The organism is Arthrobacter sp. Ha26, assembly GCF_059091705.1.
Genome location: NZ_JBNHGX010000008.1, coordinates 69,511 through 95,227 on the forward strand (window position 1 = coordinate 69,511; position 25,717 = coordinate 95,227).

The 25,717-nt window shown below is 63.3% G+C and carries 26 protein-coding genes; 12 read left to right on the forward strand and 14 right to left on the reverse strand.

The window, feature by feature from the left end; translation table 11 throughout:
- Window positions 1-84: 84 nt before the first annotated feature.
- From AC5RVY_RS17150 to AC5RVY_RS17160, 3 genes are read right to left on the reverse strand one after another with little or no spacing between them, the layout of a single operon-like run.
- Complete coding sequence (locus AC5RVY_RS17150; RefSeq protein WP_493955898.1) at window positions 85-801, reverse strand: DUF4386 family protein; 717 nt, start codon at window positions 799-801, stop codon at window positions 85-87.
- An 18-nt stretch (window positions 802-819) separates the two neighbouring features.
- Window positions 820-1,326: a DUF2004 domain-containing protein gene (locus AC5RVY_RS17155; RefSeq protein ID WP_493955899.1), complete on the reverse strand. Its 507-nt coding sequence runs from the start codon at window positions 1,324-1,326 to the stop codon at window positions 820-822.
- A 45-nt stretch (window positions 1,327-1,371) separates the two neighbouring features.
- Complete coding sequence (locus tag AC5RVY_RS17160) at window positions 1,372-2,289, reverse strand: LysR family transcriptional regulator (RefSeq protein WP_493956038.1); 918 nt, start codon at window positions 2,287-2,289, stop codon at window positions 1,372-1,374.
- A 124-nt stretch (window positions 2,290-2,413) separates the two neighbouring features.
- Here AC5RVY_RS17160 and AC5RVY_RS17165 point away from each other — a divergent pair, with 124 nt between their 5' ends.
- The 9 genes from AC5RVY_RS17165 (at window position 2,414) to AC5RVY_RS17205 (ending at window position 11,418) form a co-directional block, all read left to right on the forward strand.
- A complete protein-coding gene (locus AC5RVY_RS17165) occupies window positions 2,414-3,814 on the forward strand; it encodes an NAD(P)/FAD-dependent oxidoreductase (RefSeq protein ID WP_493955900.1) in 1,401 nt (466 codons plus the stop codon).
- A complete protein-coding gene (locus AC5RVY_RS17170; protein WP_493955901.1) occupies window positions 3,811-4,536 on the forward strand; it encodes a DUF1365 domain-containing protein in 726 nt (241 codons plus the stop codon). The genes AC5RVY_RS17165 and AC5RVY_RS17170 overlap by 4 nt, the downstream gene beginning before the upstream one ends.
- Window positions 4,533-5,945 carry a class I SAM-dependent methyltransferase gene (locus AC5RVY_RS17175; protein ID WP_493955902.1) on the forward strand — a complete coding sequence of 471 codons (1,413 nt, stop codon included), beginning with the start codon at window positions 4,533-4,535 and terminating at the stop codon, window positions 5,943-5,945. Before AC5RVY_RS17170 ends, AC5RVY_RS17175 begins: the two co-directional genes overlap by 4 nt.
- A gap of 388 nt (window positions 5,946-6,333) precedes the next feature.
- Window positions 6,334-6,579 (forward strand): glutaredoxin-like protein NrdH, encoded by a 246-nt coding sequence (gene nrdH, locus AC5RVY_RS17180; RefSeq protein WP_493955903.1) that lies wholly within the window; start codon window positions 6,334-6,336, stop codon window positions 6,577-6,579.
- Window positions 6,580-6,628: 49 nt separating this feature from the next.
- A complete protein-coding gene (nrdI, locus tag AC5RVY_RS17185; RefSeq protein ID WP_493955904.1) occupies window positions 6,629-7,141 on the forward strand; it encodes a class Ib ribonucleoside-diphosphate reductase assembly flavoprotein NrdI in 513 nt (170 codons plus the stop codon).
- A gap of 20 nt (window positions 7,142-7,161) precedes the next feature.
- Complete coding sequence (gene nrdE / locus AC5RVY_RS17190; protein ID WP_493956039.1) at window positions 7,162-9,282, forward strand: class 1b ribonucleoside-diphosphate reductase subunit alpha; 2,121 nt, start codon at window positions 7,162-7,164, stop codon at window positions 9,280-9,282.
- Between the two features lie 91 nt (window positions 9,283-9,373).
- Complete coding sequence (gene nrdF, locus AC5RVY_RS17195) at window positions 9,374-10,348, forward strand: class 1b ribonucleoside-diphosphate reductase subunit beta (protein ID WP_066437486.1); 975 nt, start codon at window positions 9,374-9,376, stop codon at window positions 10,346-10,348.
- A gap of 209 nt (window positions 10,349-10,557) precedes the next feature.
- Window positions 10,558-10,788 carry a hypothetical protein gene (locus AC5RVY_RS17200; RefSeq protein ID WP_493955905.1) on the forward strand — a complete coding sequence of 77 codons (231 nt, stop codon included), beginning with the start codon at window positions 10,558-10,560 and terminating at the stop codon, window positions 10,786-10,788.
- Between the two features lie 471 nt (window positions 10,789-11,259).
- The gene (locus AC5RVY_RS17205) at window positions 11,260-11,418 is read left to right on the forward strand and encodes a hypothetical protein (protein ID WP_493955906.1); all 159 of its coding nucleotides are present in this window, start codon (window positions 11,260-11,262) and stop codon (window positions 11,416-11,418) included.
- Between the two features lie 136 nt (window positions 11,419-11,554).
- Here AC5RVY_RS17205 and AC5RVY_RS17210 read toward each other — a convergent pair whose 3' ends face one another.
- Window positions 11,555-11,764, reverse strand: coding sequence for a hypothetical protein (locus AC5RVY_RS17210; RefSeq protein WP_493955907.1), 210 nt, complete (start codon window positions 11,762-11,764; stop codon window positions 11,555-11,557).
- A 300-nt stretch (window positions 11,765-12,064) separates the two neighbouring features.
- Between AC5RVY_RS17210 and AC5RVY_RS17215 the strand changes: the two genes are divergently transcribed.
- Window positions 12,065-12,634: a hypothetical protein gene (locus AC5RVY_RS17215; RefSeq protein ID WP_493955908.1), complete on the forward strand. Its 570-nt coding sequence runs from the start codon at window positions 12,065-12,067 to the stop codon at window positions 12,632-12,634.
- 219 nt (window positions 12,635-12,853) lie between these two features.
- Here AC5RVY_RS17215 and AC5RVY_RS17220 read toward each other — a convergent pair whose 3' ends face one another.
- The 7 genes from AC5RVY_RS17220 to AC5RVY_RS17250 all read right to left on the reverse strand — a co-directional run bounded on the left by AC5RVY_RS17220 (window position 12,854) and on the right by AC5RVY_RS17250 (window position 17,083).
- A complete protein-coding gene (locus AC5RVY_RS17220; protein ID WP_493955909.1) occupies window positions 12,854-13,027 on the reverse strand; it encodes a hypothetical protein in 174 nt (57 codons plus the stop codon).
- Window positions 13,028-13,700: 673 nt separating this feature from the next.
- Window positions 13,701-13,877, reverse strand: a complete 177-nt coding sequence (locus tag AC5RVY_RS17225) for a CsbD family protein (RefSeq protein WP_493955910.1) — start codon at window positions 13,875-13,877, stop codon at window positions 13,701-13,703.
- 194 nt (window positions 13,878-14,071) lie between these two features.
- Complete coding sequence (locus AC5RVY_RS17230) at window positions 14,072-14,470, reverse strand: nuclear transport factor 2 family protein (protein ID WP_493955911.1); 399 nt, start codon at window positions 14,468-14,470, stop codon at window positions 14,072-14,074.
- Between the two features lie 149 nt (window positions 14,471-14,619).
- Window positions 14,620-15,387, reverse strand: a complete 768-nt coding sequence (locus AC5RVY_RS17235) for an SCO1664 family protein (RefSeq protein ID WP_493955912.1) — start codon at window positions 15,385-15,387, stop codon at window positions 14,620-14,622.
- A complete protein-coding gene (locus AC5RVY_RS17240) occupies window positions 15,387-15,941 on the reverse strand; it encodes a DUF3090 domain-containing protein (protein ID WP_493955913.1) in 555 nt (184 codons plus the stop codon). Before AC5RVY_RS17240 ends, AC5RVY_RS17235 begins: the two co-directional genes overlap by 1 nt.
- Before the next feature lie 24 nt (window positions 15,942-15,965).
- Window positions 15,966-16,658, reverse strand: coding sequence for an MSMEG_4193 family putative phosphomutase (locus AC5RVY_RS17245; protein WP_493955914.1), 693 nt, complete (start codon window positions 16,656-16,658; stop codon window positions 15,966-15,968).
- Window positions 16,659-16,720: 62 nt separating this feature from the next.
- Complete coding sequence (locus AC5RVY_RS17250; RefSeq protein ID WP_493955915.1) at window positions 16,721-17,083, reverse strand: UBP-type zinc finger domain-containing protein; 363 nt, start codon at window positions 17,081-17,083, stop codon at window positions 16,721-16,723.
- Window positions 17,084-17,327: 244 nt separating this feature from the next.
- Between AC5RVY_RS17250 and AC5RVY_RS17255 the strand changes: the two genes are divergently transcribed.
- Both AC5RVY_RS17255 and AC5RVY_RS17260 read left to right on the forward strand, forming a co-directional pair.
- Window positions 17,328-19,094 carry an NAD(P)/FAD-dependent oxidoreductase gene (locus tag AC5RVY_RS17255; protein ID WP_493955916.1) on the forward strand — a complete coding sequence of 589 codons (1,767 nt, stop codon included), beginning with the start codon at window positions 17,328-17,330 and terminating at the stop codon, window positions 19,092-19,094.
- A complete protein-coding gene (locus tag AC5RVY_RS17260) occupies window positions 19,078-19,953 on the forward strand; it encodes a hypothetical protein (RefSeq protein WP_493955917.1) in 876 nt (291 codons plus the stop codon). The genes AC5RVY_RS17255 and AC5RVY_RS17260 overlap by 17 nt, the downstream gene beginning before the upstream one ends.
- A 36-nt stretch (window positions 19,954-19,989) precedes the next feature.
- Here the strand turns inward: AC5RVY_RS17260 and AC5RVY_RS17265 are convergent, their stop codons facing one another.
- From AC5RVY_RS17265 to AC5RVY_RS17275, 3 genes are all read right to left on the reverse strand, one after another.
- Complete coding sequence (locus AC5RVY_RS17265) at window positions 19,990-21,585, reverse strand: serine/threonine-protein kinase (RefSeq protein ID WP_493955918.1); 1,596 nt, start codon at window positions 21,583-21,585, stop codon at window positions 19,990-19,992.
- A 308-nt stretch (window positions 21,586-21,893) separates the two neighbouring features.
- Window positions 21,894-23,111 (reverse strand): beta-propeller fold lactonase family protein, encoded by a 1,218-nt coding sequence (locus AC5RVY_RS17270; protein ID WP_493955919.1) that lies wholly within the window; start codon window positions 23,109-23,111, stop codon window positions 21,894-21,896.
- 475 nt (window positions 23,112-23,586) lie between these two features.
- Window positions 23,587-25,449: a vWA domain-containing protein gene (locus AC5RVY_RS17275; RefSeq protein WP_493955920.1), complete on the reverse strand. Its 1,863-nt coding sequence runs from the start codon at window positions 25,447-25,449 to the stop codon at window positions 23,587-23,589.
- Window positions 25,450-25,717: the final 268 nt, after the last annotated feature.

The following is a 25,717-nucleotide window of genomic DNA, read 5'->3' on the forward strand; positions in this document are numbered from 1 at the left end:
GGCAGGCTCAATCTTCGGTGTTGAACCTGCCGTATCCGAAAACGCAGCGTGAGCCCCGTTCGAAACCTTTGTTTCAAACGGGGCTCACCCTGCTTTAACTGACACCTTCATTCGCCAGGCACTGACGGCCAGCCAGATGGTCCAGATGATGGTCGCGATGATCCCGACCAGGGTAGGCAGCGCATTGGCCGCGGCGAACCCCTGTTCCCCGATGATCCAGCCCTGGACGAGGTACGCCAGTCCGGACAGCGCCATCAGCCAGCCAATGATCCGGGGTACAGGTCGGAGGGCGGCCACAACGATGCCCAGAAGAATCAGGGCTGCGCCGAGCAGGAAGTTCTGATAACTCCGTATTCCCCATTCAAGCCAACGGATCCCCTCGGCAGTGGCGAAACGCGCCGCCTTGTCCGGCTCCGCGGCGGCAGCCCAGGCATTGACCGCCTGTTTAAGGGCGACGCCGTCAACCGCCTGCAACGCTCCGTAAAGCGCCAAAGCCACGGCAGCCGAAAGGGCTCCGAAACCGGCCGCCCACGCCAGACCGTCCCGACGAAGAGTATCTGGCCGGAGGTCAAGGGCTGACCAAAGCGCTACCAGTCCAACGCACACCAGTGCCATGCCAACAAATTGCCCCAAATGGACCGCCGTCCAGATGCCGCTGTTGGCGTAGGCGGTAAACGAGGCCACATGGTCATTTGCGTCATGGGATTCTGCATGCAGCACGCCAGCCAGGATTGCGAGCACCACGCCAGCGACGAGAAGGGACGCAGCGAGCCGCCAAGTCCCAATCCGTGCCCCGGCCATTACCCACCATCCCGCGCTTCAGGACTCCCAGAGGATCTCGTCGTCCACCACGCCGTCTTCGTCCGCCGAGGCCACCAGCACCTCATCGGTAAAGTGCTCGCCCAAGGTAAAGTCCATCACGAAGTAGCGTTCGGGCTGGCCGGGGAAAATGCCCACGTGGCCGAGCTTGAGTGCTTTAAGGAACACTTCGTTGGTGAGCTGGCTGCGGTCCTCCACACCAAAAACCTTGTGCAGGTGCTCATCCTTGAGCGCGTTGCAGTGGAAGTGCAGGTACTCCTGTGGGCTGGTCCCTTCCTGCTCCAGTTCCTCGGCGATCATGTCCCGCACCTCATCCACCAGTTCGGGCAGGAAGCGGAGCCGGTAGTCAACCTTGCGCAGGGCGGCTTCGTCGAAGTGGTCGTGGGCCGTGATGTTCAGGTCGAGTTCCAGCGGGTGACCGCGCAGTTCGTGCTTCGCGGCGACGAAGTGCTCCCTGCCGTGGTTGAGCTCAATCTCTCCAAAGTGCTGGCTCGCTACCTTGTTCATAGTTTCAACATAGACCCGAACAGCGGTGCATTCCAGCGTTCAGGCCTAATTCACCGCCTTGCGCATCCCCGCAAAGGTTTCGGCCAGCAAGTCGACAAAAAGCTGCACCCGGGCCGTTTTCCTGTCATTGATCAGCAGGGCGAAAACGTTGCGGGCCAGCCGGATTTCGGGTACGTCCAGGACCACCACACCGGAGGGCTTGTTCCGCAGCGCGAGCTCGGGAACCAGTGCTGCGCCCAGTCCGGCGGCAGCCATTTCCAGGCTGGCGTGGAAATCGTCGCTGTAGGCCACTACCCGCGGGTGCAGGTTGCAGCCGGCAAAAAGCCGCTCGATGACCATGGCGTCGCTCGTGCCGGGGTGGTGCATGATCCAGGGCATTTCGGACAGGTGGTCGGCCGCCACCTTCGCATCGCTGCGGAAGCCCCAGCCGGCGGGCAGCACCACGCGGAAGTCGTCGTCGCCAATCCATTGCCTGTTGATCGTGTTGGGCCAGGCGAAGCCGGTCTGGCCCACCTGGAAAACCACTGCCAGGTCCAGTTCGCCGCCGGTCCGCAGCCCCTGGATGGTCTGGCCGGGCTCAGCGACGGATACCTTCAGGTCGATGCCAAGGTTCTTCCACGTCGGATTCTTCAGGATCCGCGGCAGGACGAAGGTCGCCAGGCTGGGGAAGATGCCCAGCCGCAGTTCCTGGTGTGCCGAGTCCTGCGTTTTGGAGGCGGCGGCCATCAGCGCCTCGATGTCCGTGAGCACCTTGGCTGCGTGCCGGGTCATCACGACGGCGGCTTCAGTGGGCACCACGCTGCGCGCGGAGCGCTGGAAGAGGACCACGCCGGTGTCACGTTCCAGGGCAGACATCTGTTGGGAGACGGCCGAGGCGGTGTAGCCCAGGGTTGAGGCGGCGGCTGCGAACGAGCCCAGCCGCGTGACCTCCAGGAGGGTCTTCAGGTGTACCGGATTTACCACCAGCCCACAGTACTCTGCCTGTTCCTGCCGAAGAAGCTGCGGCACTGCCCCATCTGCGGCCGCCCCCGCGCCGAATTGCCCTCTGTATACCCACCCATGGCAATGTTCAGCAGAGGAGCATAAATTGTCACCTGACCCAGCAACCAGCGGAGGCGAACGACGACGGGTGGCCGTCATCGGCAGCGGCGTCGCGGGCCTGACGGCCGCCTACGTCCTTAACCGGCAGGACGACGTCACCCTATTCGAGGCGGATTCGCGGCTGGGCGGGCACGCCCACACGCATGACATGCCGCAGCAGGACGGCTCCGTCCTTGGTGTGGACACCGGCTTCATCGTCCACAACGAACGGACGTACCCCACCTTGCTGAGGCTGTTTGCCGAGCTGGGCGTGGAGACCCAGGAATCCGAAATGAGCATGTCGATCCGCTGCGACGGGTGCGGGCTCGAGTATGCCGGAGCGCGCGACGGCGGCCGCGGGATTTTCGCCCGGCCCTCCAGCCTGCTGCGGGGCCGCTACCTGCTGATGCTCCTGGAGGTCACGCGTTTCTACCGGAAGGCCAGGGAGTTGCTGAAGAGCGCACCCGCGGCAGCGGTCGGCCCGGACGTTGGCGTTCCCGAGCTCACGCTCGGTCAGTTCCTCAAGCGTGAGAACTTCAGCCCCTACTTCGTCTCCCACTTCATGACACCCGTGGTCAGCGCCGTCTGGTCCTGCGACCCCACCACGGCGTTGGCCTACCCGGCCCGTTACCTGTTCACCTTCCTTGACCACCACGGAATGCTGGGCGTTAAGGGATCCCCGCAGTGGCGGACAGTCAGCGGAGGTTCAGCCCGGTACGTGGAGAAGCTCGCCGCCAGCCTCGCCGATGTCCGGCTCAATGCCCCGGTCACTGCCATCCGGCGGCACGCGCTGGGCGTCGAAGTGGTGACGGAAGCGGGCGTGGAGGATTTTGAGGCAGTTGTCATTGCCACCCACCCGTCCCAGGCCCTGGGGATCCTTGCCGACGCCACGCCGGATGAAAAAGAAGCGCTGGGTGGAATGCCATATTCGGTGAACCACACGGTGTTCCACCGGGACCCTGCAGTGCTGCCGTCGGCAGACAACGCCAAGGCGTCCTGGAACTACCGGCTTCCGTCCTGTGAAGCCCGGCCGGACAGGGTACTGGTCAGCTACGACCTGACGCGCCTCCAGCGGCTGGAGCCGCTGGACGGCAGGCCGTACCTGGTGAGCCTGGGAGAATCTGAACTCATTGCCGATGACGCCGTGCTGGAGCGGATGGTCTACGAGCACCCGCAGTACACACCGGAGTCGGTGCAGGCGCAGCAGGCCATCGCGGCTCTCAACGACAACCGTATTGCCTATGCCGGCGCGTACTTGGGCTGGGGTTTCCATGAGGATGGCGCCGTGTCCGGCGTGCGGGCTGCGGAATCGTTGGGACGCATCTGGCCGGTGGCCATGGCTGCTGATCCGTTGGAGTCCCCGGACGGCGGGGAGCGGGAGCTTCTTTCCGCAGCGGAACCCGTATGAGTGCAGCGATCTACCGCACGTCCATCTCCCATGTGCGGCGCACCCCGCTGAAGAACGCCTTTACGTATCGGAGCTACAGCTGGTTCGTGGACGTTGACCACATGCCGCGCCTGCCGGTGCTGCTCCGTCCGCTGGCCGTGTTCCGCTCCGCCGACCACCTGGGCGACCCGGACGCGAGCATCCGCAGCAACGTGGAACAGTACCTGTGCACCCAGGGGATAGAGCCCGACGGCGGGCCCATCCACATGCTGACCAGTGCCCGGGTTTTCGGTTACGTCTTCAACCCGCTGACCCTCTTCTGGTGCTACCGCGCGGACGGCGAGCCCGGGTGCGTGATCGCCGAAGTTCACAACACCTACGGCGAACGCCATTGCTATCTATTGCGGACGGATTCCTGGGGCCGGGCTTCGGTTCCCAAGGCGTTCTACGTCTCGCCCTTCAACGATGTTGACGGGCAGTACCGAATGAAGCTGCCCGCACCGGGGGACCGGCTTGCGGTGTCCATTGTGCTGGAACGCGAGGGCCACGGGACGTTCGTGGCCACCATGGACGGCAAGCGCCGGCCCGCCACCGCGTGGAACATCCTGGCCGCTGCGCTCGCGGTCCCGGCCGCGCCGCTGTTGGTTTCCGCCCTCATCCGCGTACAGGGCCTTACACTCTGGGCACGGCGGCTGCCCGTCGTCGCCCGGCCACATCAGACCTCACAGGAGGCAGTTCAATGACCATGACGGACCACAACGAGACAACTGCAACTCCTCGCAGGGGGAAAATGACGGATACGGCCGAAGGCAAAGCCGCTACCGTGGCGCCGGGCCAAGGCGCCACGCTCCCGGCCGCAGCCTGGAGCCCAACGGGAGTGCCGGCGTCGCCCGCCATCATCGATCCGGACCTGTGGCCCGGGGTGGCCCAACCGCCGTCGGGAGCCAGGGCCGCTGTTGCGGGGAAGGCTGCCGGGCTCCTCTTCAAAGGGGCCGTGAAGCGGCTGCCCCTGCGGGTGGAATACCCGGACGGCACTGTCCTGGGGACGGGTGGGCCGGACGCGCCAGTGATGGTGATGGTCCGGCCGGAGGCGTTCGCAACCCGGATCGGCGACAACGGGCTGATCGGGCTGGGCGAATCCTTTATGGCGGGGGACTGGCAGGCCAATGATCTGGCCGGCGTGCTGGAGGTCTTTGCGGCCTCGGTGGATACGCTGATTCCTGCGCCGCTGCAGAAGCTCCGGAGCCTGTACCTGCCGCGCACGCCCCGGCAGGAGCGCAACGCCGAGCAGAACACCCGCAGCAACATCTCCCGGCACTACGACCTCTCCAACGGCCTGTTCTCGAATTTCCTTGACGCCACCATGAGCTACTCCTCGGCACTCTTTCCGGCTGAAGCCGGACCCCTGGCTTCTGTGGGGTGGGGTGCCCTGGCGGAAGCGCAGCAGGCCAAGATCGACAGGCTGCTGGACAAAGCCGGTGTGGGGGCGGGTACCCGCCTGCTGGAAGTCGGCACCGGCTGGGGCGAGCTGGCACTCAGGGCGGCCGCGCGCGGCGCCACCGTTTACAGCGTCACCCTCTCCAGCGAGCAGCAGGAACTTGCGCAGGAGCGGATCGCGGCGGCAGGATATGCGGACCGGGTCACCGTGGCGCTCCAGGACTACCGCGCCGTGGAAGGTGAGTACGACGCAGTGGTGTCAGTGGAAATGATCGAGGCGGTGGGGTACGAATACTGGCCCATCTATTTCCAGACCATCGACCGGGTGCTGGCACCGGGCGGGAAGGTTGCCATCCAGGCAATCACCATGCCGCACGGCCGGATGCTCGCCACCCGCAACGCCTACACCTGGGTCCACAAGTACATCTTTCCCGGCGGGTTCCTGCCGTCCGTCCGGGCGATCGAGGGCGTCACCCAGCAGCTCACCACGTTGCGCGTGCGCGAGCGGATGGGCATGGGGGACCACTACGCGGCCACCCTGCGGCTGTGGGAGGAACGCTTCCTGGAACGTTCCGCCGAGGTGGCGGAGCTGGGATTTGACGCAGTGTTCCAGCGGATGTGGCTGTTCTACCTTTGCTACTCACGGGCCGGGTTCCAGTCGGGCTACCTGGACGTCCAGCAGATTGTGCTGGACCGCCGGGAGGCCCAGCTCTAGCAGCCGCAGCCAGCGGCGGGGTCCGGCACCTGCCGGCTGCCGGCGTCGTGCGTTTGGTCACCCGAAGGGGTTTCGAAGGTCACTTCGGAGCCCCTTTTTGGTGCCGTCCGTACTTCGCACACCAGGTTCGACACGCCGTCTTTTCCACGACACGCTGGGGCTTAATTGTGGCTAAGTACTCCACAGGATGTGGATTCAGTCCACAAAATCAGCGGGATCCCGGACATTTTGAGTGCCCCTCCCTGTGGATTAAAGGTGCATTAAATGACATACTTGTAATACATCATCTTGGGGTTCCAAAGAGGCGTCTGCACTAGATGTAGTATCTAGATACAGCTTGGGCGGGAACACCGGACGAGCAAGTTTTCCAGAAAAGGGGACAGGAACCATGACCGTAACGGTTTACACGAAGCCTGCTTGTGTTCAGTGCAACGCCACCTACCGGGCGCTCGACAAAAAGGGCATCGCCTACCAGAGCGTTGACATCTCCCAGGACGCCGAAGCCCTCGAGCGCCTGAAGGCACTGGGTTACCTGCAGGCTCCCGTTGTGGTCACGGACCAGGATCACTGGTCAGGCTTCCGTCCGGACAAGATCGAGGAACTGGCACTCTCCGCTGTTTCCTCCGTGGCCTAAGGGGTCACACTTTCCTGCCGGCAACCGTCAACCAGCTGAGGTGACTCCCATGGCAGCACCAGCAGCAGAACAATCGTACAAAGCGCAGCAAATCCACGCGGCTCAGCGCGTGGAGGATGCGGAGACGGTTCCAGCGGTTATCACCGGCAGCCAGCTCATCTACTTTTCCTCGGCCTCCGAGAACACCAGCCGCTTCGTCTCGAAGCTTGGCCGTGAGGTGGCCCGGATTCCGCTGCTCCCCAAGGATGCACCCCTCCTTGCCACCCGGCCGTTTGTGCTGGTGGTGCCTACCTATGGCGGCACCGGGGGAGAGGGGTCCGTTCCGAAGCAGGTCATCCGGTTCCTGAACAACCCGGAGAACAGGCAACTGCTCCGCGGTGTGATCGGGGCCGGCAACACTAACTTCGGGGACAACTACTGCATGGCGGGGGACATCATCGCCGCCAAGTGCGGAGTTCCGCACCTCTACCGCTTCGAATTAATGGGCACGCCAGAAGACGTGGCCCGTGTAAACAATGGATTGGACACGTTTTGGACACGACTGTCGCAGACACAGAAGTAACCAGGGCCCAGAAGCCCGAGATGCCGGCCGCCTACAAGGGCCTTGGGTATCACGAGCTGAACGCGATGCTGAACCTGTATGGGCCCAGCGGCGAAATCCAGTTCGAGGCGGACCGCGAGGCCGCCCACCAGTACTTCCTGCAGCACGTGAACAACAACACCGTGTTCTTCCATGACCTGGAAGAGAAGCTCGAATACCTGGTCAAGAACGACTACTACGAGCGCGAGACCCTGGACCAGTACACGATGAACTTCATCCGTGATCTGTTCAACCGGGCCTACAAGAAGAAGTTCCGCTTCGAGACCTTCCTGGGCGCGTTCAAGTTCTACACGTCCTACACACTGAAGACGTTCGACGGCAAGCGTTTCCTGGAGCGCTACGAGGACCGTGTCTGCATGGTGGCCCTGCACCTGGCCCGCGGCAACGAACAGCTCGCGCTGCAGATGGTGGACGAGATCATCGAGGGTCGCTTCCAGCCGGCCACCCCCACGTTCCTGAATGCCGGCAAGAAGCAGCGCGGCGAGCTGGTCTCCTGCTTCCTGCTGCGCATCGAAGACAACATGGAGTCCATCGGCCGCTCCATCAACTCCGCACTGCAGCTGTCCAAGCGCGGCGGCGGCGTGGCGTTCGCGCTGACCAACATCCGCGAGGTTGGTGCCCCGATTAAGCAGATCGAAAACCAGTCCTCCGGCGTCATCCCCGTGATGAAGCTCCTCGAAGACAGCTTCTCCTACGCCAACCAGCTCGGTGCCCGCCAGGGTGCCGGTGCCGTATACCTGCACGCGCACCACCCGGACATCTACCGCTTCCTGGACACCAAGCGCGAGAACGCGGACGAGAAGATCCGCATCAAGACCCTCTCGCTGGGCGTCGTCATCCCGGACATCACGTTCGAGCTGGCCAAGAAGGACGAGGACATGTACCTGTTCTCGCCGTACGACGTCGAACGCGTCTACGGCATGCCGTTCTCCGACGTCTCGGTCACCGAGAAGTACTACGAGATGGTGGACGATTCCCGGATCAAGAAGACCAAGATCAAGGCCCGCGAGTTCTTCCAGACCCTCGCCGAGATCCAGTTCGAGTCCGGCTACCCGTACATCATGTTCGAGGACACCGTGAACCGGGCCAACCCGATCGACGGCAAGATCATCATGTCCAACCTGTGCTCGGAGATCCTCCAGGTTTCCCGGCCCACCACGTACAACGATGACCTGTCCTACGCGGACACCGGCAAGGACATCTCCTGCAACCTGGGTTCGCTGAACATTGCCAAGACCATGGACAGCCCGGACTTCGGCCTGACCATCGAGACCGCTATCCGGTCCCTCTCGGCTGTGTCCGACATGTCCAACATCACCTCGGTGCCGTCGATCGCCAAGGGCAACGACCAGAGCCACGCCATTGGCCTGGGGCAGATGAACCTCCACGGCTACCTTGCCCGTGAACGGGTCCACTACGGGTCCGAAGAGGGCCTGGACTTCACCAACATCTACTTTTACTCGGTGGTGTACCACGCCGTCCGCGCATCCAACCTGCTGGCCATCGAGACCGGCCAGACCTTCGGCGGCTTCGAGAAGTCCAAGTACGCTTCCGGTGAGTTCTTCGACAAGTACACGGAGCAGGAGTGGGTGCCGCAGACCGAGAAGGTCCGCGAGCTCTTCCAGAACGTGCACATCCCCACGCAGGCTGACTGGCTGGCGCTGAAGGCTTCGGTCATGGAGCACGGCATCTACAACCAGAACCTGCAGGCTGTTCCGCCCACCGGCTCGATCTCCTACATCAACAACTCCACCTCCTCGATCCACCCGGTGGCGTCCAAGATCGAGATCCGCAAGGAAGGCAAGCTGGGCCGCGTGTACTACCCGGCGCCGTACCTGACCAACGACAACCTGGAGTACTACCAGGACGCGTACGAGATCGGCTACGAAAAGGTCATCGATACCTACGCCGCTGCCACCCAGCACGTGGACCAGGGCCTGTCCCTGACGCTGTTCTTCAAGGACACCGCCACCACGCGCGACATCAACAAGGCCCAGATTTATGCCTGGAAGAAGGGCATCAAGACCATCTACTACATCCGTCTCCGCCAGCTCGCGCTGGAAGGGACGGAGGTCGAGGGCTGCGTCAGCTGCATGCTTTAATCTTCAACTAAATTGTAGATGTACGACGGCGGGTGCCCGCCCGCCGTCGTACGCTTAACTTCAGGAACAACCCAACTTTTTAGGGGATGACATGACCGAAAAGGTCAAGCTGCTCAGCCACGTCGAGGCCATCAACTGGAACCGCATCCAGGACGACAAGGACGTGGACGTCTGGAACCGACTGGTCAACAACTTCTGGCTGCCGGAGAAGGTGCCGCTGTCCAACGACGTTCAGTCGTGGAACACGCTGACGCCCGCCGAGCAGCAGCTCACCATGCGTGTGTTTACCGGCCTCACCCTGCTGGACACCATCCAGGGCACCGTCGGGGCTGTCTCCCTGATTCCGGACGCGCTGACCCCGCACGAGGAAGCCGTTTACACGAACATCGCGTTTATGGAGTCAGTGCACGCCAAGAGCTACTCCTCCATTTTTTCCACGCTGGCCTCCACCAAGGAGATTGACGAGGCGTTCCGCTGGTCCACCGAGAATGAGAACCTTCAGAAGAAGGCCCAGATCGTCATGGACTACTACCAGGGCGATGACCCCCTGAAGCGGAAGGTGGCCTCCACGCTGCTGGAGAGCTTCCTGTTCTACTCGGGCTTTTACCTGCCCATGTACTGGTCTTCACGGGCTAAGCTCACGAACACCGCTGACCTGATCCGCCTGATCATCCGTGACGAAGCCGTGCACGGGTACTACATCGGCTACAAGTTCCAGAAGGGCCTCGAGGGCCTGTCCGAGGAGCGCAAGCAGGAGATCAAGGACTACACGTTCGAACTGCTCTTCGAGCTGTATGAAAACGAGGTCCAGTACACGCACGATCTTTACGACGGCGTGGGCCTGGCCGAGGACGTCAAGAAGTTCCTCCACTACAACGCCAACAAGGCGCTGATGAACCTGGGCTACGAAGCCATGTTCCCGGCGTCCGTCACCGATGTGAACCCGGCGATCCTCTCCGCGCTGTCCCCGAACGCGGACGAGAACCACGACTTCTTCTCGGGTTCGGGTTCCTCGTACGTGATCGGCAAGGCCGTCAACACCGAAGACGAGGACTGGGACTTCTAGGTCCTACTACTTCCGCGCTAATGCACGAGGTTTTTGTGAGGTTCCACGGAACTTGGCCATTTTCCGCGTTAGATGTTTATGTTTCGCGGTACTTGGCGAACTGTTTTATCCAGTTGGCCGAGTAGGTGGTCTCGGCCCTGTCATGAAGAAGTCGGAAACGCTAGGTATGAGTATTCAGCCTGGTCATCTCCAACCCGGAGGCGCTCATCGTGCATGTCTTCACGTACTTCCCGCTGACCGCCCCGGTCACCGCGCTGCTCCGTAACAGCTTCGGCACCCTCAGCCCGGCCGAGGCCGGCACCGTCATCGCCGGACTGTTCATCGTTGGCGCCCTCATCCTCCGCCTCGCCGTCCACCTCTTCCGGTACGGATCCATCGAATACGGCAAGAAACTCTCCGTTGCCGGGACCTTCCGCCGCAAAGAACTGGCCGCCAAGTGATGGGCTCCCGCAATCTCAGAGCGGCAGAACGCCAGGCCGAGCCGCGCCGGTTTTGGCTGCACATGCTCATCCCGTCCGTCCTGTTGGCGGTGCTTCTGATCTTGCTCGTCCTGAACGTGCCGGCTGTCGCTCTGCTACCGGCCATCCTGATCACAGCAGCCGGGCTCCTGGCGGGTGGAGCAGTGGGCGTGATGACGGGGTCCAAGGGACCGCACTGGGTGATTTACGCAATGATTTTTGCTGGGGTTGCTGCGCTGCTCCTGGTATCTGGCCCATGGCAGGGACTGGCTCTCCTGTGGATCCCGGTCTGCGCCATCGGGTACAGCATAGGAAAGGAAATTGGTGACTTTCGCATCAACCGTGCAGCTGCATCGCAGCGACAGTAGAGGGTGTCCAACCTGGGACGGGTTGTCCACCCTTTCCGGCTGAGCACTTCGAGCACAGGACCCGCGGTCGTAGAAGGGGAAGCCTGTGACTGCCACAACTCGCCGATGGACAGCGACCATCGTCTGGATCCTGCTCGTCCTCGCGTCGCTGGGCCTGATCGGCTATGGGATCGTGCGCGCCGGCTGGGGTGACCATCTGTGTCGGGCTGCCAGGGCTCCTCGTGGGCTGGGCGACGCTGAATGACCCTTACGACCTGAAACGCCACCTGGCCGCCGTCGTGTCGTTCCCGCTGGCCCTCACCGCGGTTGCCCAGGTCATCCAGGTGCACGGGCACCGTCAGCGGGGATAGGCGCGCTCCTACAGACCCGTCCGGAAGGGCTCAGGGCGTGCTGATCACGATGTTCTTGTGGATGGGTTCCCACCCTTCGCCGATGAGCTTGTCGACGTCAAAGCTGTCAGACACCAGTACGGTTTCAGTGACTCCCGTGCCGCTCACGTGAACAATTTCCCGGTCATCCCGCAGGTCCGAGCAACCGGCGACCCAGCGCGCCTGGCTGTCCTTGGGAAGCGCGGCAGGCCCGCCGGTCATCGGCACTTTTGGCTCCGAAGTACCTGATCTCATTGTGCTCGACGAGGAACCGCACGCTGCTGGCCGGAATTTCTTCCTCCGGCCAGATGGTGATGCCGGCCGGAAGACCGTCCTCTGCTTTGGCAGGGATTCCAAGGCGCTGATTTTCGGCGGTGACATGCAGCCGGCCAGCAGGAGTGCCGCCCCGAGAATGACGGCAAGGATGTGGTGGTGCTTCATGAGCTCTGCCCCCTCAGGCTTGTTGCCCGATGAGCCTACAGGGACTTCGGGCGTGGCCGGTGTGGGCATAGGCTCGAAGGCATGGCACGTGTCGGAGGAGCAGGGCAACGGCTGTATCAGCGCCCCGTTTGGGCGGCTGTTGCCATAGTTGGTCTCGGCCTGGCCGGTTGTGAGTACCAGGATGGGCTCGATGAGACCGTAAGGGGCACGCCCTCTGCGGCCAGCTCACAGCCACTTCAGCTGCCGGCATCGAAGCCTGCTGCCCTGCTGAAACTTGAGCAGCGCAACAGGGCGAAGCTGGACGAGGTGCTGGGCGTCCCACCGTCCGATACCTACCTGGCCGTCACGGAGATGATCAGCGGAAGAATGAATTCCTTCGTCGTGAATGGCCAAGTGCCGGCTGACGGCAACTACGACATCACCATGGCCTGCATTGGAACGCCGGATGCCAAGCTGGTCCTGAACCAGGGCGGCCTCACCGACAACTTGCTGAGCTATACCTTCGCCTTCGACTGCGGCGCGCCCGCTACCCGAACTGTTCATCTGCGGGCCGGCGCGCTGACCGTTGACGTTATGAACTCCACCCCGGACGAGAGCTACTGGGGAACGGGAGCGTTTGGAGCCGTTCGCATCACGGCGAGCATTCTCTGACCGCCGTGGCAGAGGCCTATTAGGGCCACGCCGGGGTCTGCCCGATACTGGCCGCAGCGGTGCCGTACACAGAGAATCCGAATCCCATTCCCGATAGAAGGACCCCTGTGAAGCAGAGTATTTTCGCCCGCGTTGCCCAGCTGGCCAAGATCCTGTAGACGACGGAGCTACTGTATCCCTCCCAGCGTGCCAGGCCTCATCCATAGAAACCGCAGGCGGCTAGAGGTTCGATACCTTCACACGGGAGCTGTCCGCCCCTGCACTTTGGGCCGTCCGTTCGACGTCCGTCGGCGCCCTCCGGCCTTTCGCAAGAGTCACCAGCAAGGTCAGTATGGTGCCGGTCCAGGCCAGCCCGGTGAGGAACACCAGGCAGATTGCCACCAAGGGATGCATGGCGAAAGTCTAGGACCGCCGGGCGGATACATCCGGGAACAACTCGCGTCGTTTTCAGAGCCGGAATTCGCACAATCGCGGATAGTGGCGGCCGGTCCACATCCTCGGTCACGACTGCGCGCGGCTTCCTGGGCCGGGGTGCCTCAGTGCCACAGGTTGGTCTCAGGAACCGCGGACTCTTCTAAGCCTCAACCTGTGCCGCCTCCGGGCAGGGGTCTGGCTGGTGACGGGCCGCGTGTGGTGCCAGGGCCTATGGGGGCGGTAGCTGATGGGGTCAGGAGGCGTTGGTGCCGCGGCGACCCTTGAGGACCCGCTCCTGCGGCGCCGCATCTCCAGGAGAACGAGCAGGGTCAAACCGATCCATGCGAAGGCGGCAACGAATATCAGGGCCACCGCCTGAATTGTGCTCATAACGGGTACGCCTGTGGAGACTTGGAAAGGCACGGCAGGGTGCCCGCCAGCTGAAGGTCAAGGGCTGGGGGAGAGTCAGCAAGAGTGGACATGATGTCCCGGCTTTCCGCGGCTATATGCTCGGCTGACTGCATAACCCGATGAGTCAAGTTTCCGCTCCCCAGGGCGGCGAAGCAAGGCCATTACCTGAGGCCTGGGCGCAGGACGACCGCACGAAAAAGGCGCGCCCGTTTCGCTGGGCGCGCCCTTCCCCTACTGCCAGTCAGTCCTTCTTGAAGGCGTCCTTGACCTTTTCGCCGGCCTGCTTCAGATCGCCCTTTGCCTGGTCGGCCTGGCCTTCGGTCCGCAGGCTCTCATCGCCCGTGGCGTTGCCGGCAGCTTCCTTGCCCTTACCGCCGGCTTTCTCAGCAGCGTTCTCAATCTTGTCGCCCAGTCCCATAGTGTTTCCTCCTCTGGTTGGCAGCCGTTGGTATGCGGCTACACCCATACTAAGCATGCTTAGGTTCTGGTGCGCAAGTCTCGCTTCATCCCGGTGGGCAGGATTCGCAAACGGTGCACGCCCGTACAGCGGAGGACGAGGTCGCTCTTCGGAGTGTTTGTCCTGGATAGCGCAGGACCGGTCTTGTTTTCGGGTCAAGATGTCACGGTGTCGCCGTGTCGGTGGGCTACCTTCCACTCGCCGTCTTCGCGTCGGTAGGTTTGCGTGGCCCGCAGGGTATAGCTTCGAGGCTCTCCGTCCACAGAGGCAGAGGTGTGTTCCAGGCCCGCTGTATAGGCCATGTCACCCACGACGTCGTACGACAGCAGCTCGAAACGGTAGGACGTGCAGTTGGAGAACTGCCTTGCCAGGCCAGCGAACAGGTCAGCGAGCTCTTGCTGGCCGAAAGCGTTGCGCCACGCGCCCAGAACACTCACCGGTTCATTGCGGGACCAGATGGCCCGGCGCGGGCCCGCGTCACCGTTATGGATAGCCAGTTCTGCCTCATAAAGGGTGGACTGCACCCAGGCCAGAAAGTCATTGGAGTCAGCCATGTCTAAGTATGCTCCAGGCAAGCGCTTTTTGACCCGACTGAGACCTCGGCCGAAAGGCCCTGACCGTCTCACGGACTCCGGGTCAGGGGCAGGTTTGGAATCCAAGACAGAGACAACAAGTGGTTCCGAAGCCCGTAGCCCTGGTGTCCTCAGAACAGGGGCCACGGCACGGCGGGCATGTCGCCGCTCGGAGCAGGAAACCGCCCTGCCAACCGCAACCGGGCGCAGCGCGCGGCGAGTGCGGCAATTTCTTCGGCGCTGAGCAGGCTCGCCAGGCTTCGGCCCAGCTCACCGTGCAGTCCTTCGATGACGCGATCGACGCCGTCGCATTCCTGCTCGGTCAGAGTGTCTCCCAGCCACCCCCACAGCACCGTGCGCAGCTTGTGTTCATGGTGAAAGGTGAGGCCATGGTCCACGCCGTGCCGGTGTCCGTCTGACATGGCGAGGACGTGGTCGCCCTTGCGGTCCGCGTTATTGACGACGACGTCGAACACCGCCATGCGTCTGAGCTCCGGCGTGTCCTCATGTATGAGGACGACTATCCGCCCCTGATCATCCTGACCCTCGAGGACGTGTTTCCACCCGTTCTCCGGCACGTCGCCCGCCACAACAAGATCCACCGCGTTCTGGTCGGGGTCGGTCTCCTGCCACAGCTGCACCATTCCTTCGCCTAAAGGACCATCGCGGAGCCAGGTACGTGGCACCACGTTCCAGCCGAGGACCTCAGAAACCAGGTAGGCGGCGACCTCCCGGTGGGCAAGATAGCCGTCGGGAAAATCCCACAGCGGTTTCTCCCCGGCTATCGGCTTATAAACCACCGTGGTGTCGCCGATGGTGCCCAGAAAGGTGGCGTTGGATGCCGTCGTGATGCGGCCGGTGAGCGTCAGTTCGGCAGTCAGCAGGTCGGGTGCCGGCATCAGACCTCGGGCAGGGTGCAGACGTGCCCGTCGGCGTCCACGGGATAGCCGCAGAGGGGGCACACAGGGCGCCCGGCACCCACCACTTCCCGGGTCCGCTTGGCGAATGCTCGGGCGGTGCCCACCGGCATGCGCACCAGCAGCATTTCGGCTACTTCAGTACCGTTCTCATCAAGCGATTCGTCGCTCTCATCACCATCGACCTCGGTGATCGGGTATGCCTCTATTACCACCTGCGCCACCGTCGGGTCCCAACCCAAGGTCATGGCGCCGGTTCGAAACTGCTCCTCGACCGGCTCCAGTTGGTCATTGTCGACGAGCTCGACGGGAGTACCCTTGGGAACGCTGAAGGGGTTTCCCTCGAGCGTGATGAGCTGATCGAGGATTTCGTCAATCTTCTCGGCGAGCTGGGCCGACTGCTGCTTCTCCAGGGCGATGCTTACTATTTGCTGTCCTGTGCGTACCTGCAGGTAGAACGTGCGCTCCCCTGGAACGCCGACGGTGCCGATGACGACCCTGTCAGGCCAGGCAAACTCGTGAACACGTGTGGGCATGTGAGTATTTTAGGCACATGGGGTTTACTTGGCCGTCTGCCCGGCGCCGCCGCCCACAGGTGCATCGCCGGAGTTGATGCCTTTCGCCAGCCATGACAGATCCCCCGCGTCCGTGTTCGTCGCATAGACGCTGGGCCGAACTGCACCATAGTGGACAATCGATACGGAGGCGGGGCCGACACTAATACGCTGGAAAAGATCGAGGTGCATACCCAGCGCGTCGGCGAGGACTGACTTGATGATGTCCCCGTGACTCACTGCCACCCACACGGCTCCTGGCCCATACTCGGCTTCGAAGGCTGCATCATGGCGTCGGATTGCTGCTACCGACCGGGCCTGCATCGCCGCCATGGATTCACCGCCGGGGAAAACGACGGCGGACGGCTGCGACTGCACAGCTGCCCACAGGTCTTCGGTCGCGAGATCACTGAGCAGGCGGCCCTGCCACTGGCCGTAATCGCACTCGGTAAGATCAGGATCGGTCGGCGCATGAGGATTACCAGCCTGTCGATCCAGGATGAGCTTGGCGGTCTGCTGACACCGCTCGAGGGGACTCGAAACAACCCCTGCCAAGGGCACGACGGCGAGTCGGTCTCCGGTCAAAGCTGCCTGCTCGCGCCCGATCTGGTCCAAACTGACGCCGGCCGCCCGGCCCGCCAGCAGCCCAGCGGCATTGGCTGTGGTGCGGCCGTGCCGCACGAGGATAACTGTAGCCATCCACCCAGCCTAACCAGCATCCTTCGCGGAATTTGCCGGCGTGGGCGATTCCGGCTCCGCGGTTACCGGTGCATGCGCTCTTGCCAGTCGGCAGGTACCTTGTCAGCTGGCCCAGGTGCCGGCTGCTCCGGTGGCCTGGATTGGGGATCGGGAAGCCGCGGGCCACGGAAGAACTTTTTCGTGGTGTGCTCGTAGAACCAGTCCTCCCCAGGTTCAAAGGACCGCATGACGCTGTGACCTGCGCTGCGCGCGTGGGCACTGGCATGCTGTGAGGGCGATGAATCGCAGCATCCAATGTGGCCGCATTCTGCACAGCGCCGAAGATGCAGCCACCATCCTGGTCCGTCACCTCGGAGGCACTCCAGGCATCCGGTGCCACTGGGTGTGGCCGCCAGGCTGATTCCCGGGATAGGGCGATCCTCCATGGGGTCCTCCATTTGCCGGTTCCGGTTCCGCTTAGGTCATCCCGCTTGCCCACCCTCGAGAGCTATTCTGGCAGAATCTCCCCGCCCTTGAAATGACAGAATCGGGACGCTCACCAGGGCCCAATTCCGCTCCGGCCACAGCGCGAATGGCCTGTCCCGGAGGCAACGTGCACCCCTTGTCCCTGACGTCCCAGCGCGAGTATCGTGAGCGCCACCGAACCATTGAACCGGAAAGACGGCGGCCATGGATGACTCGGTTCCGATCCTGCTGATTGCCACCACAGACCCGACCACTCGGCGCGTACTTGGAGATGAAATACGCCGGCGTTACGGTGCCGACTACGAAGTGCTGGCCTGTGCCGACCACGCCCACGGTCGGGCCGTGCTGGAGGGTCTCCGCCGCTGGAATCGCCAGGTCGCCCTGATACTCGGGTGCTATGGACCGGTGGACCGCGGTGGACTCGATTTCCTGCGGCGTGCTTACGGCTTTCACCCGGCCGCCAAGCGTGCTGTTGTAGTGACCTGGGGAGACTTTGCCAGCGCCCCCACTGTATTCCGGGCGATCGCGCAGGGGTACGCAGAATTGGTGATCATCCGCCCCGAACGGCCACGCGACGAAGAATTCCACGGGGCGATCACCGACGCCCTCGATGACTGGCACCTGGCCCAAGGGGTCGGCTTCGAGGCGGTCCGGTTGATTGGGCAGGTAGGCGACGAAAGGACTCATATGTTGCGCGACTCCTTGAGTCGAAACCACATACCCGCGGTCTTCCACCCTGTCACATCCGAGACCGCGAAACGTACGCTGGAGAGCCTCGACCTGCGCGACCCCGCGTTGCCGGTCATGGTGCTGGAGTTCACCGCTCCACCAATCGTCCTCGAGAACCCCAGCGACTTGGAGATCGCCGAAGCGATGGGGGTGACGCGACCGCCGCCGGCGGACAAGATCTTCGATGTGGTGGTGGTCGGAGCCGGTCCCTCCGGTCTCGCAACCGCCGTTTATGCTGCCTCGGAAGGCCTCTCCACCATGGTGGTGGAGGGAGAAGCCGTGGGAGGCCAGGCCGGCACCAGTTCGTTGATCCGTAACTACCCTGGCTTCTCCCGAGGTGTGAGCGGCGCCCACCTGGCCTACCGCTCATTTCACCAGGCCTGGACTTTGGGCACGGACTTCCTGTTCCTGCGGAAGGTGGAGGGGCTCGGCGAAGAGGGGCCACTGTACGCTGTGTCGATTTCTGATGGCAGTGTGGTGCGAAGCCGCACGGTGGTGGTGGCCACCGGCGTGGACTACCGCCGCCTCGGCATACCTCAGTTGGAGGACCTGGTCGGCAGAGGCGTCTTCTACGGGGCCACAGTCTCCGAGGCCCCGTCAATGGCCGGCAAGCACGTCTGCGTCGTGGGCGGCGGCAACTCGGCCGGTCAAGCTGTTCTGCACCTGGCGAAGTACGCAAAGAAGGTGACGCTGCTGGTGCGTGGACCCACCTTGTCGGCCAGTATGTCGGACTACCTCATCTCCCAACTTGAGGCCACCCGGAACGTTGCCATCCGCTTTAGCACCGCGATTGTGGGGGCGCGCGACCGGGACGGATTCCTTGCCGCGGTCAAGGTCGTCACATCCGAAACCGCCGACGCAAAGCTGAACGACGAGATCGAGGCGGGCGGCTTGTTCGTACTGATCGGCTCAGTGCCTCGGACTTCCTGGTTGCCCGACGCCGTCGAGCGTGACCAGGCCGGATTCCTGCGAACGGGCGCCGGCCGGAACGTCAATGACTCCGGGCGCATCGGGCTGGACAGGCCGCCGTTGGCGCTTGAAACCAGCATGCCCGGCATTTTCGCGATCGGCGACGTGCGGGCGGGTTCAATCAAAAGGGTGGCTACCGCAGTGGGGGATGGCGCCACGGTGGTATCGATGCTCCACACCTACCTTGCCGAGAACCCCCTGCCTGTCCCGCCCCCTGTCCCGGGTGAGGCAGGCGCATCCGAGGAACTGCCCGGTGATGTCCGCTCCAGTTGAAGTCACACCGTTGATTCCGCCGATGCGGCGGTTGCTCTACATCGCTGCCTTCCTCGTGTTTCTTGCCGGGCTGGTGCTGTTCGTGTTTCCGCTCCGGACTGCGGAATGGTTTGCGTGGACAGTTAATCCGCCCATGACCGCGGTCTTCCTCGGGGCGGCATACTGGTCGAGTGCCGGTCTGGAAGTGACGGGCGCCCGTTCATCAAGTTGGGGTTTAGCGAGGCTCGCAGTCTGGCCCGTGTTCGTCTTCACCACATTGACCCTTGGGGTTACCCTGCTTCATATCGATCGCTTCCACCTGCAGTCAGATGCCGGCGCCTTGGCTCAAGTAGCCACCTGGGCCTGGCTGGCAATCTACGCCACCGTGCCTGTGGCGATGCTCGTGCTCAGCTGGATGCAGATCCGGTCCCAGCCTCCTGCCTCAAAATCCGTAACGACGGGACGGCGAGTGCTGCCCACAGCGCTCCGGCTGCTCCTGGTAGGAATCGCTGCGGTGCTGCTGTTGTATGGCGTGGCGCTCCTCACAGTACCGATTTATGCCGCGACGTGGTGGCCGTGGCCACTGTCAGAGCTGACAGCGAGGGCGATCGGAGCGTGGCTGGTTGGTCTCGGGTGGGCCGCCGGGCAGGGCCAGGGGACCGGCGACCTTCGCACCGTCCGCCCCGTGGCCCTGACTTCCGTTGCCTTCGTCATTCTGCAGGCACTGGCCCTGTTGCGTTATGGCAACGCCCTGACATGGCCGAGCGCACCGGCGGTCGGCTTCGTCACCGTTCTGCTTGCCATCGGAGTGGCCGGCGGATGGGCACTCGCACTATCCCGTTCGCCGGTGGCCGGAGCCGGCATTACGCGGGCCAAGTAAGCCCGTCGATGACCTGAGGCCGGCCTCGCCGAGCATCTAGTTGCTGTTTTTTCCGTTGCCGCTGGTGTTGGGCTTGCCGGGCTTGGGCTTGTCATTACCTTCGCGGCCGGGGCCGGTCTGTGCCAATTCGGTTTTTGCGGACTGGTCCTGCTGTTGCTGCGGAGAGCTGCCACTGGCCGTATCAGGGGCGGGTGCTTGTTCGACGGCGGTGACAGGCAAGGGTCCGGAGTCGGTGACTGCAGTGGACTCCTCCTCAACCACAAGTGAGGGGTCGGGGGCTGCAGGGATAGCTTCAGCTGTTGATCCTGCGGAAGCACTAATAAGTGTTTGCAGGTCATTGCGGACCAACTGGATGGCCGTCATGATGCTGCGGTACTTTTCGTACGTCAGGCCGTTCTTGGCTGGTTCCTCAGAGACGTCATTTTCCAGCTGGTCCAGTCGCGTCAGTGCGGTTTGGAGGTCGTCGGCCAATACCGCCTGGCGTACTTGGGTGAGGGTGAATTCGAACGCGGCGGAGGGCCTGAGGGCCGATTCGAGCTGATCCAAGTGGAAGTCCACCGGGTTGTTTTGCAGCTGTACCGCGGGCCTGGCGAGTGAAGCAGGCTGCTCTGGGCCGCCGCCGGCCAGCGTGGTGGTGCTGACCCCGGTGAGAACCACGGCTGCAATGGATGCCCCAATGGCGGCCCGGACACGCTTGGATTTCCGGCGCGGCCCGGGAGTAAACCCTGGCGGGCGCGACGGTGCCGGCGGCGGACCTGCCTGAGGCAGCGAAAGCGGAATGGTCGTGGCCGCCCATGTCGCGGTGGGCCGCAGGGTCAGCTGCTGCAGAGCCGTTGCCGACTCTGCAGCGGTGGGCCGGTCGGTTGGCTGCCTGGCGGTCATCGCCGCCAGCAGGATCTTCCATTCTGCGCCGATGCTGTCGGGGAGGACCGGATCCCGGTTGAGACGCGCCACGCCTGATTCGATCTGGTTTCCCGGGAACTCAACCTGCCGGGTGAAGCACTCCAGGAGCACCAGGCCCAAGGAGTAGACGTCGCTCGCCCCGTTCAGGTTCCCACCCAGTGCCTGCTCGGGACTGAGGTAGGCGGCGGTACCCACGGTGTGGCCGGTTCCGGTCAGATGCTCTTCTTCCATCACCCGAGCGATGCCGAAATCGGCGAGCTTGGCGCGCCAATTAGACAGTTGGTCCGCCCGGGGGTTGTAGAGCAGCACGTTGCCGGGTTTGATGTCCCTGTGAATCACCCCGCGGCTGTGGACGTAGTCCAAGGCAGAGGCCAGATTAGAACCCATTCTCGCGATGCTGGTCGGTTCCATGGGGCCGTCCCGCAGGTGGCGGCGGAGGTCCGGGCCAGGCACGTACTCCATCACCACAAAGCTGCGCTCCATGTCCGGGTCGATGCCGGCGTCGAACAAGGCCACCAGTGAAGGATGGATAAGGGAAGCAAGGATGCGGATTTCGGCTTCCTGGCGGGCCAGGAGTTCCGGCTCGCCGCCTTCTTTGGAGAAGAGTTTGATGGCGACTGTGCGGCCCAGCGCCTCATCGAGCGCACGGTAGACCCCTGCCGCCGCGCCGCGTCCCACCAACTCCTGAAGCCGGTACCGCTGGCCTAGAAGCTGGCCGGTTACCGGCACTGCTGTACTTTCGTCATGCGAGCTCCCATATGGCGCGTTCTTGGTTTGCATTTTCCGCCGCGTACTTGGTGTCCACGAGCAGCCATGGAGCTGATTGCCGTTCATCTTGGATGGTTTAGCCACCGAGCGGCCTAACGCGGAGCCACTCGTCTCCCACCAAGGTAATAGTAAGCATGCTGATGGTCAATTGTGGGCACCAAAGAGGGGTATTCCGCCATGCCCGAAGAACCGCGCCCACAGCCGCTGAACATATCTTGCGAACCTTGAGGGTCTTTTCGTCGGCATCGTAGGCATCGTAGCCTGTTCGCTCAGCCGGCCTTCGCCTTGGTCACGGTGATCGCGATGCGGTCCGTAACCGCGTCGGGGCTGACTCCGTTGCTTGCGGTCACCCTGAACGTGAACTTGCCGGCCTTGGTTGGGGTTCCGGACAGGACTCCCGTGGTGGCGTCCAGGCTTAGGCCTTCGGGCAGTGCGCCGGAGGAAACACGGAAGGTCGGGGCCGGGGCACCCGTGGCGGCGAACATGTAGCTGTAGGCGGCAGCTGTGTTCGCCTTTGTGGGCGGTGCGGCCGCGGTGAACACCGGCGGTGCGTCCACGGCGATGACCGACACCGTCTTGGAAGAGGTGTTAACAACGTAGATCTTCGAGCGGTCCGGGGCCACCGCAACACCGGTCGGAGGCGTCCCGACGGAGATGGTGTAGGTCACCTGCCCCAACGCCACATCGATGACCGACACTGTGTCGGCTCCGGAGTTAGTGACGTAGGCTCTCGACCCGTCCGGGGCGACCGCAACACTGTCCGGGGCCCACCCGACCTGGATGGTGGAGGTCACCTTGCCCTTGGCGACATTGAGGACCGACACTGAGTCGCCCTCGTTGTTGGTGACGTAGGCTGTGGACCCGTCCGGGGTGAACGCAACGCCTGTCGGAGACGACCCGACCGGGATCGCGGAAGTCATCGTGCCCTTGGCGACATTGATGACCGAAACCTGGTTGGAGTCCTGCCCGTTAGTGACATACGCCGTCCGCCCGTCCGGAGCGAACGCAACGGCGTTCGGAAGCGGCCCGACCGGGATCGAGGATGTCATCGTGCGGGAGGCCACATCGATGACCGACACGGCGTCGGAACTGGCGCTGGTGACGTAGGCCGTCGATCCGTCCGGGGCGAACGCAACGGCAGTGGGAGTGGCACCGACCGGGATCGAGGGGGTCACTGTCGTGCCCAAAGCAACATCGATGACCGTCACAGTGTTGGAACTGGCGCTGGTGACGTAGGCAATCGAACCGTCCGGAGCGAACGCCACACCGAGCGGAGACGGCCCGACCGGGATCGTGGACGTCGCCGTGCCCGAGGCTACATTGATGACCGTCACCGTGTTCGAATCGAAGTTAGTGACGTAGGCTTTCGACCCGTCCGGGCTCAACGCAACATTCCTTGGGCTTGACCCGACCGGTATCGCGGAGGTCACCGTGGCGGCAGCGGTTGCGGGGATATTGCCGACCAGCATGAGCGCCGCCAGGATCATACCGGTGATGGCCGCACGCCGCCTGCGCTGGTGGGCAGTGGACCGACGCCGGGTGAACAGGCGTTTTCCGGAACCAAGTACTTTCTTGATTTGAGCCGAAGGCCGGCCTGGGTACCGCCGGGACCAAGTACTTGATAGCTGCATCAGGTTCTCCCGTGTGTGGAGAGTGGATTCTGTTGTGGCGCGTGGTGCGGCCTTGGGGAGATCACCTGCCGTCGTTGACGGACGGAAATCGTCCCGGCGCAGCGCTGCGCCGGGACCAATGGGTGCCGGCAGACACCCTAAACGGCGGCCGAACCCACGGCTCACGCTGGAGTTTATAGACCAGGAGAACCTGCGGTCACCGTTGGCCGGTACCTGTCTTTTGCGCTGGAGCTACCTGTTTTCTTCCAAGCCAGGGAGTTGGCCAGACGGGCTGGACGGGCCCCGGGGAACTGGACCAGCTGAACATCGCTAAGGAGTTAACCCGCCCGCCCTAGAAACTGGTCACCAGTTCGCCGAGCACCTCTTCGAGCCTCCCGGGATCGGTGGCGTCGTAGTAGTGCGCCCCGCTTGCCCTGGCGATTTCCCGCAAAGTGGGGACATCGGCGTCGGGCCCGTAAGCGAGTGTAAAGACGAGCACCGGCGTCGAATGGTTCTGATGGCTCAACTGCTCGGAGAGCCCACCGAGGTCTCCCGGGTGGCGGGAATCGTTTTTGCCGTCACTCAACAGCACGATGCTGTTGATGAAGGAGTCGTTGTATTCCTTGGCCTGATCGCCCGCGAAGCGGCTCACCGCCTCGAAAAGAGGGGTGGCTTCCACTGACTGGAGCTCATTGAGCTTGGCGAGGATGTCCCCCTTGTTCGTCTTGAACGGGGCCACCGGGCTGACGACGCCTGGGGTCAAGGGCCCGTCGCCAACATGGGAGAAAGCGGCCAGGCCAATTTGGTCCTCGCCCACGAAGTGGTCCAAGGCCTTGGCCACGGCGTCCTTGGCCCGTTGCAGCTTGGTGACTCCCGGTTCCTGCACCATGGAATCCGAGACATCCAGCAGGAATAGGGCCCGGGCCCGCTTCCGGACCTCGGGGAAACTGTCCTGTATGGCAACAAGCACCTCCGCCTTGGGCAGGGGCAGCGGTTGCAGCGTTGCGGCATACCGTCCCGTTCCGGCGACTGTACTGTCCAGCTTGCCTTGGAGGCTCCGGTACCCGGACGCCTTAACAATATTTTGACCCTGTTCCGTCACCGCGAAGGCCAGGAAGTCCTCCGCAGCCGTGCGCTGCCGGCTTCCCACCCAATCCCCGCTGAGGATTACTGCCGGGTTGTCCGCCACATGAACTCCGTCGATGGGATAAATGGCTTTGAGGGGTTCCCGGGGCGGGGGACCGGGGTGCTGCGTTTTTCCGTCCTCACTGACCACTCCCCGGTTGTAGTCCCACACGGATTTTTCATCCACAATCACGGCGGAGAGGAATTCCGAGACCTTCCCGGCGTCATCGGCTTGCCTGGCGTGCCAGAGGAAGTGTTCAGGAGTGGCCATGTAATGACTGGTACCCAATTCCACGGCCCGCACCTTTTCAAGCAGGGAAGGCGCATCAAGGTCCGTCCCGTCCAAACCTCCTACGTTGCCGCCAGCTGCACCGTAGGAGGCAGCAAGGGCCATCAAGCCAGATGTCGATACGAGCGGACTGGCCTTGCCGAACTTAAACTTTCCCCAGTTGCCGTGGCCGAGGCGCTCCCAGGCATCCTGCTTCCCGGCCATCTGAAATACCTCAGACCACGACGGCGGTTTGCTGTCCCAGCCGAGGGCGGCAGCCATCGACTGCGGCATGGCAACGACAATCGCACTGCGGGCCAGGCTCACTCCTTCTTGCGGGACAGGGCTTCCGCCGGAGCTTTTCCCTGCGATCCGTAACCAGGCGGAGGAGTCCGGAAGCCAGACGGACGGCCTGTCACCGGCCGCAACACCGGGGAAGGCTGCGGCAACATTGCCCGCCGCAACTCCCGATTTTTCCTGGGTCACAGCCGGTGTGACGCATGTGCCGTCCACGCTGCGGGGTTTCGCCGCGTACCCGGCTGCGAGCGCCCGGACCATCTGGGCGTTTTCCAGTGAGGAAAGGATGTTCAAGGGAATGCAGGGAGAGGCTCCGGCAACCGAGGCAGGACTGTCCTGCGGCAAGGGTTCACCGGCTGCCGGGGTGTTGCCGCCACCCGCTGGGCCGCCACTTGGGCTGGCTGGGAAAATCGCCGCCCGCAGCGCGAAGGCGCCGCCCACAATGAGAAGTGCCGCGGCGGCCGCCGCAGCAATCCAGATCCAGCGGGGATAGATGGGGTCAGTTGCTGCGCGTCGGCGGCCCATGGGCGTTTCCTTTGAAATCAGCCGGGTTTCCCCGGTGTGAATGCAAATATGAAACTGGTCCGCGGCAGTCACACCGCGGGTGCGCCTAGCCCCCCGCCCGGATGCCCCAACAACTGGATACGCCCTTTGAGGATAACCCCGGCAGGCGTGATGTGAGTGTGGTGGTTCATTTTTTTCGTGCGCTGACGTGGCGAGCCTGCGGTGGGCTCTGGACCGAGCGGGACTCCGGGTCTACATTTGTGCTTGGCTTATGCAGAGGGCCCGCCCA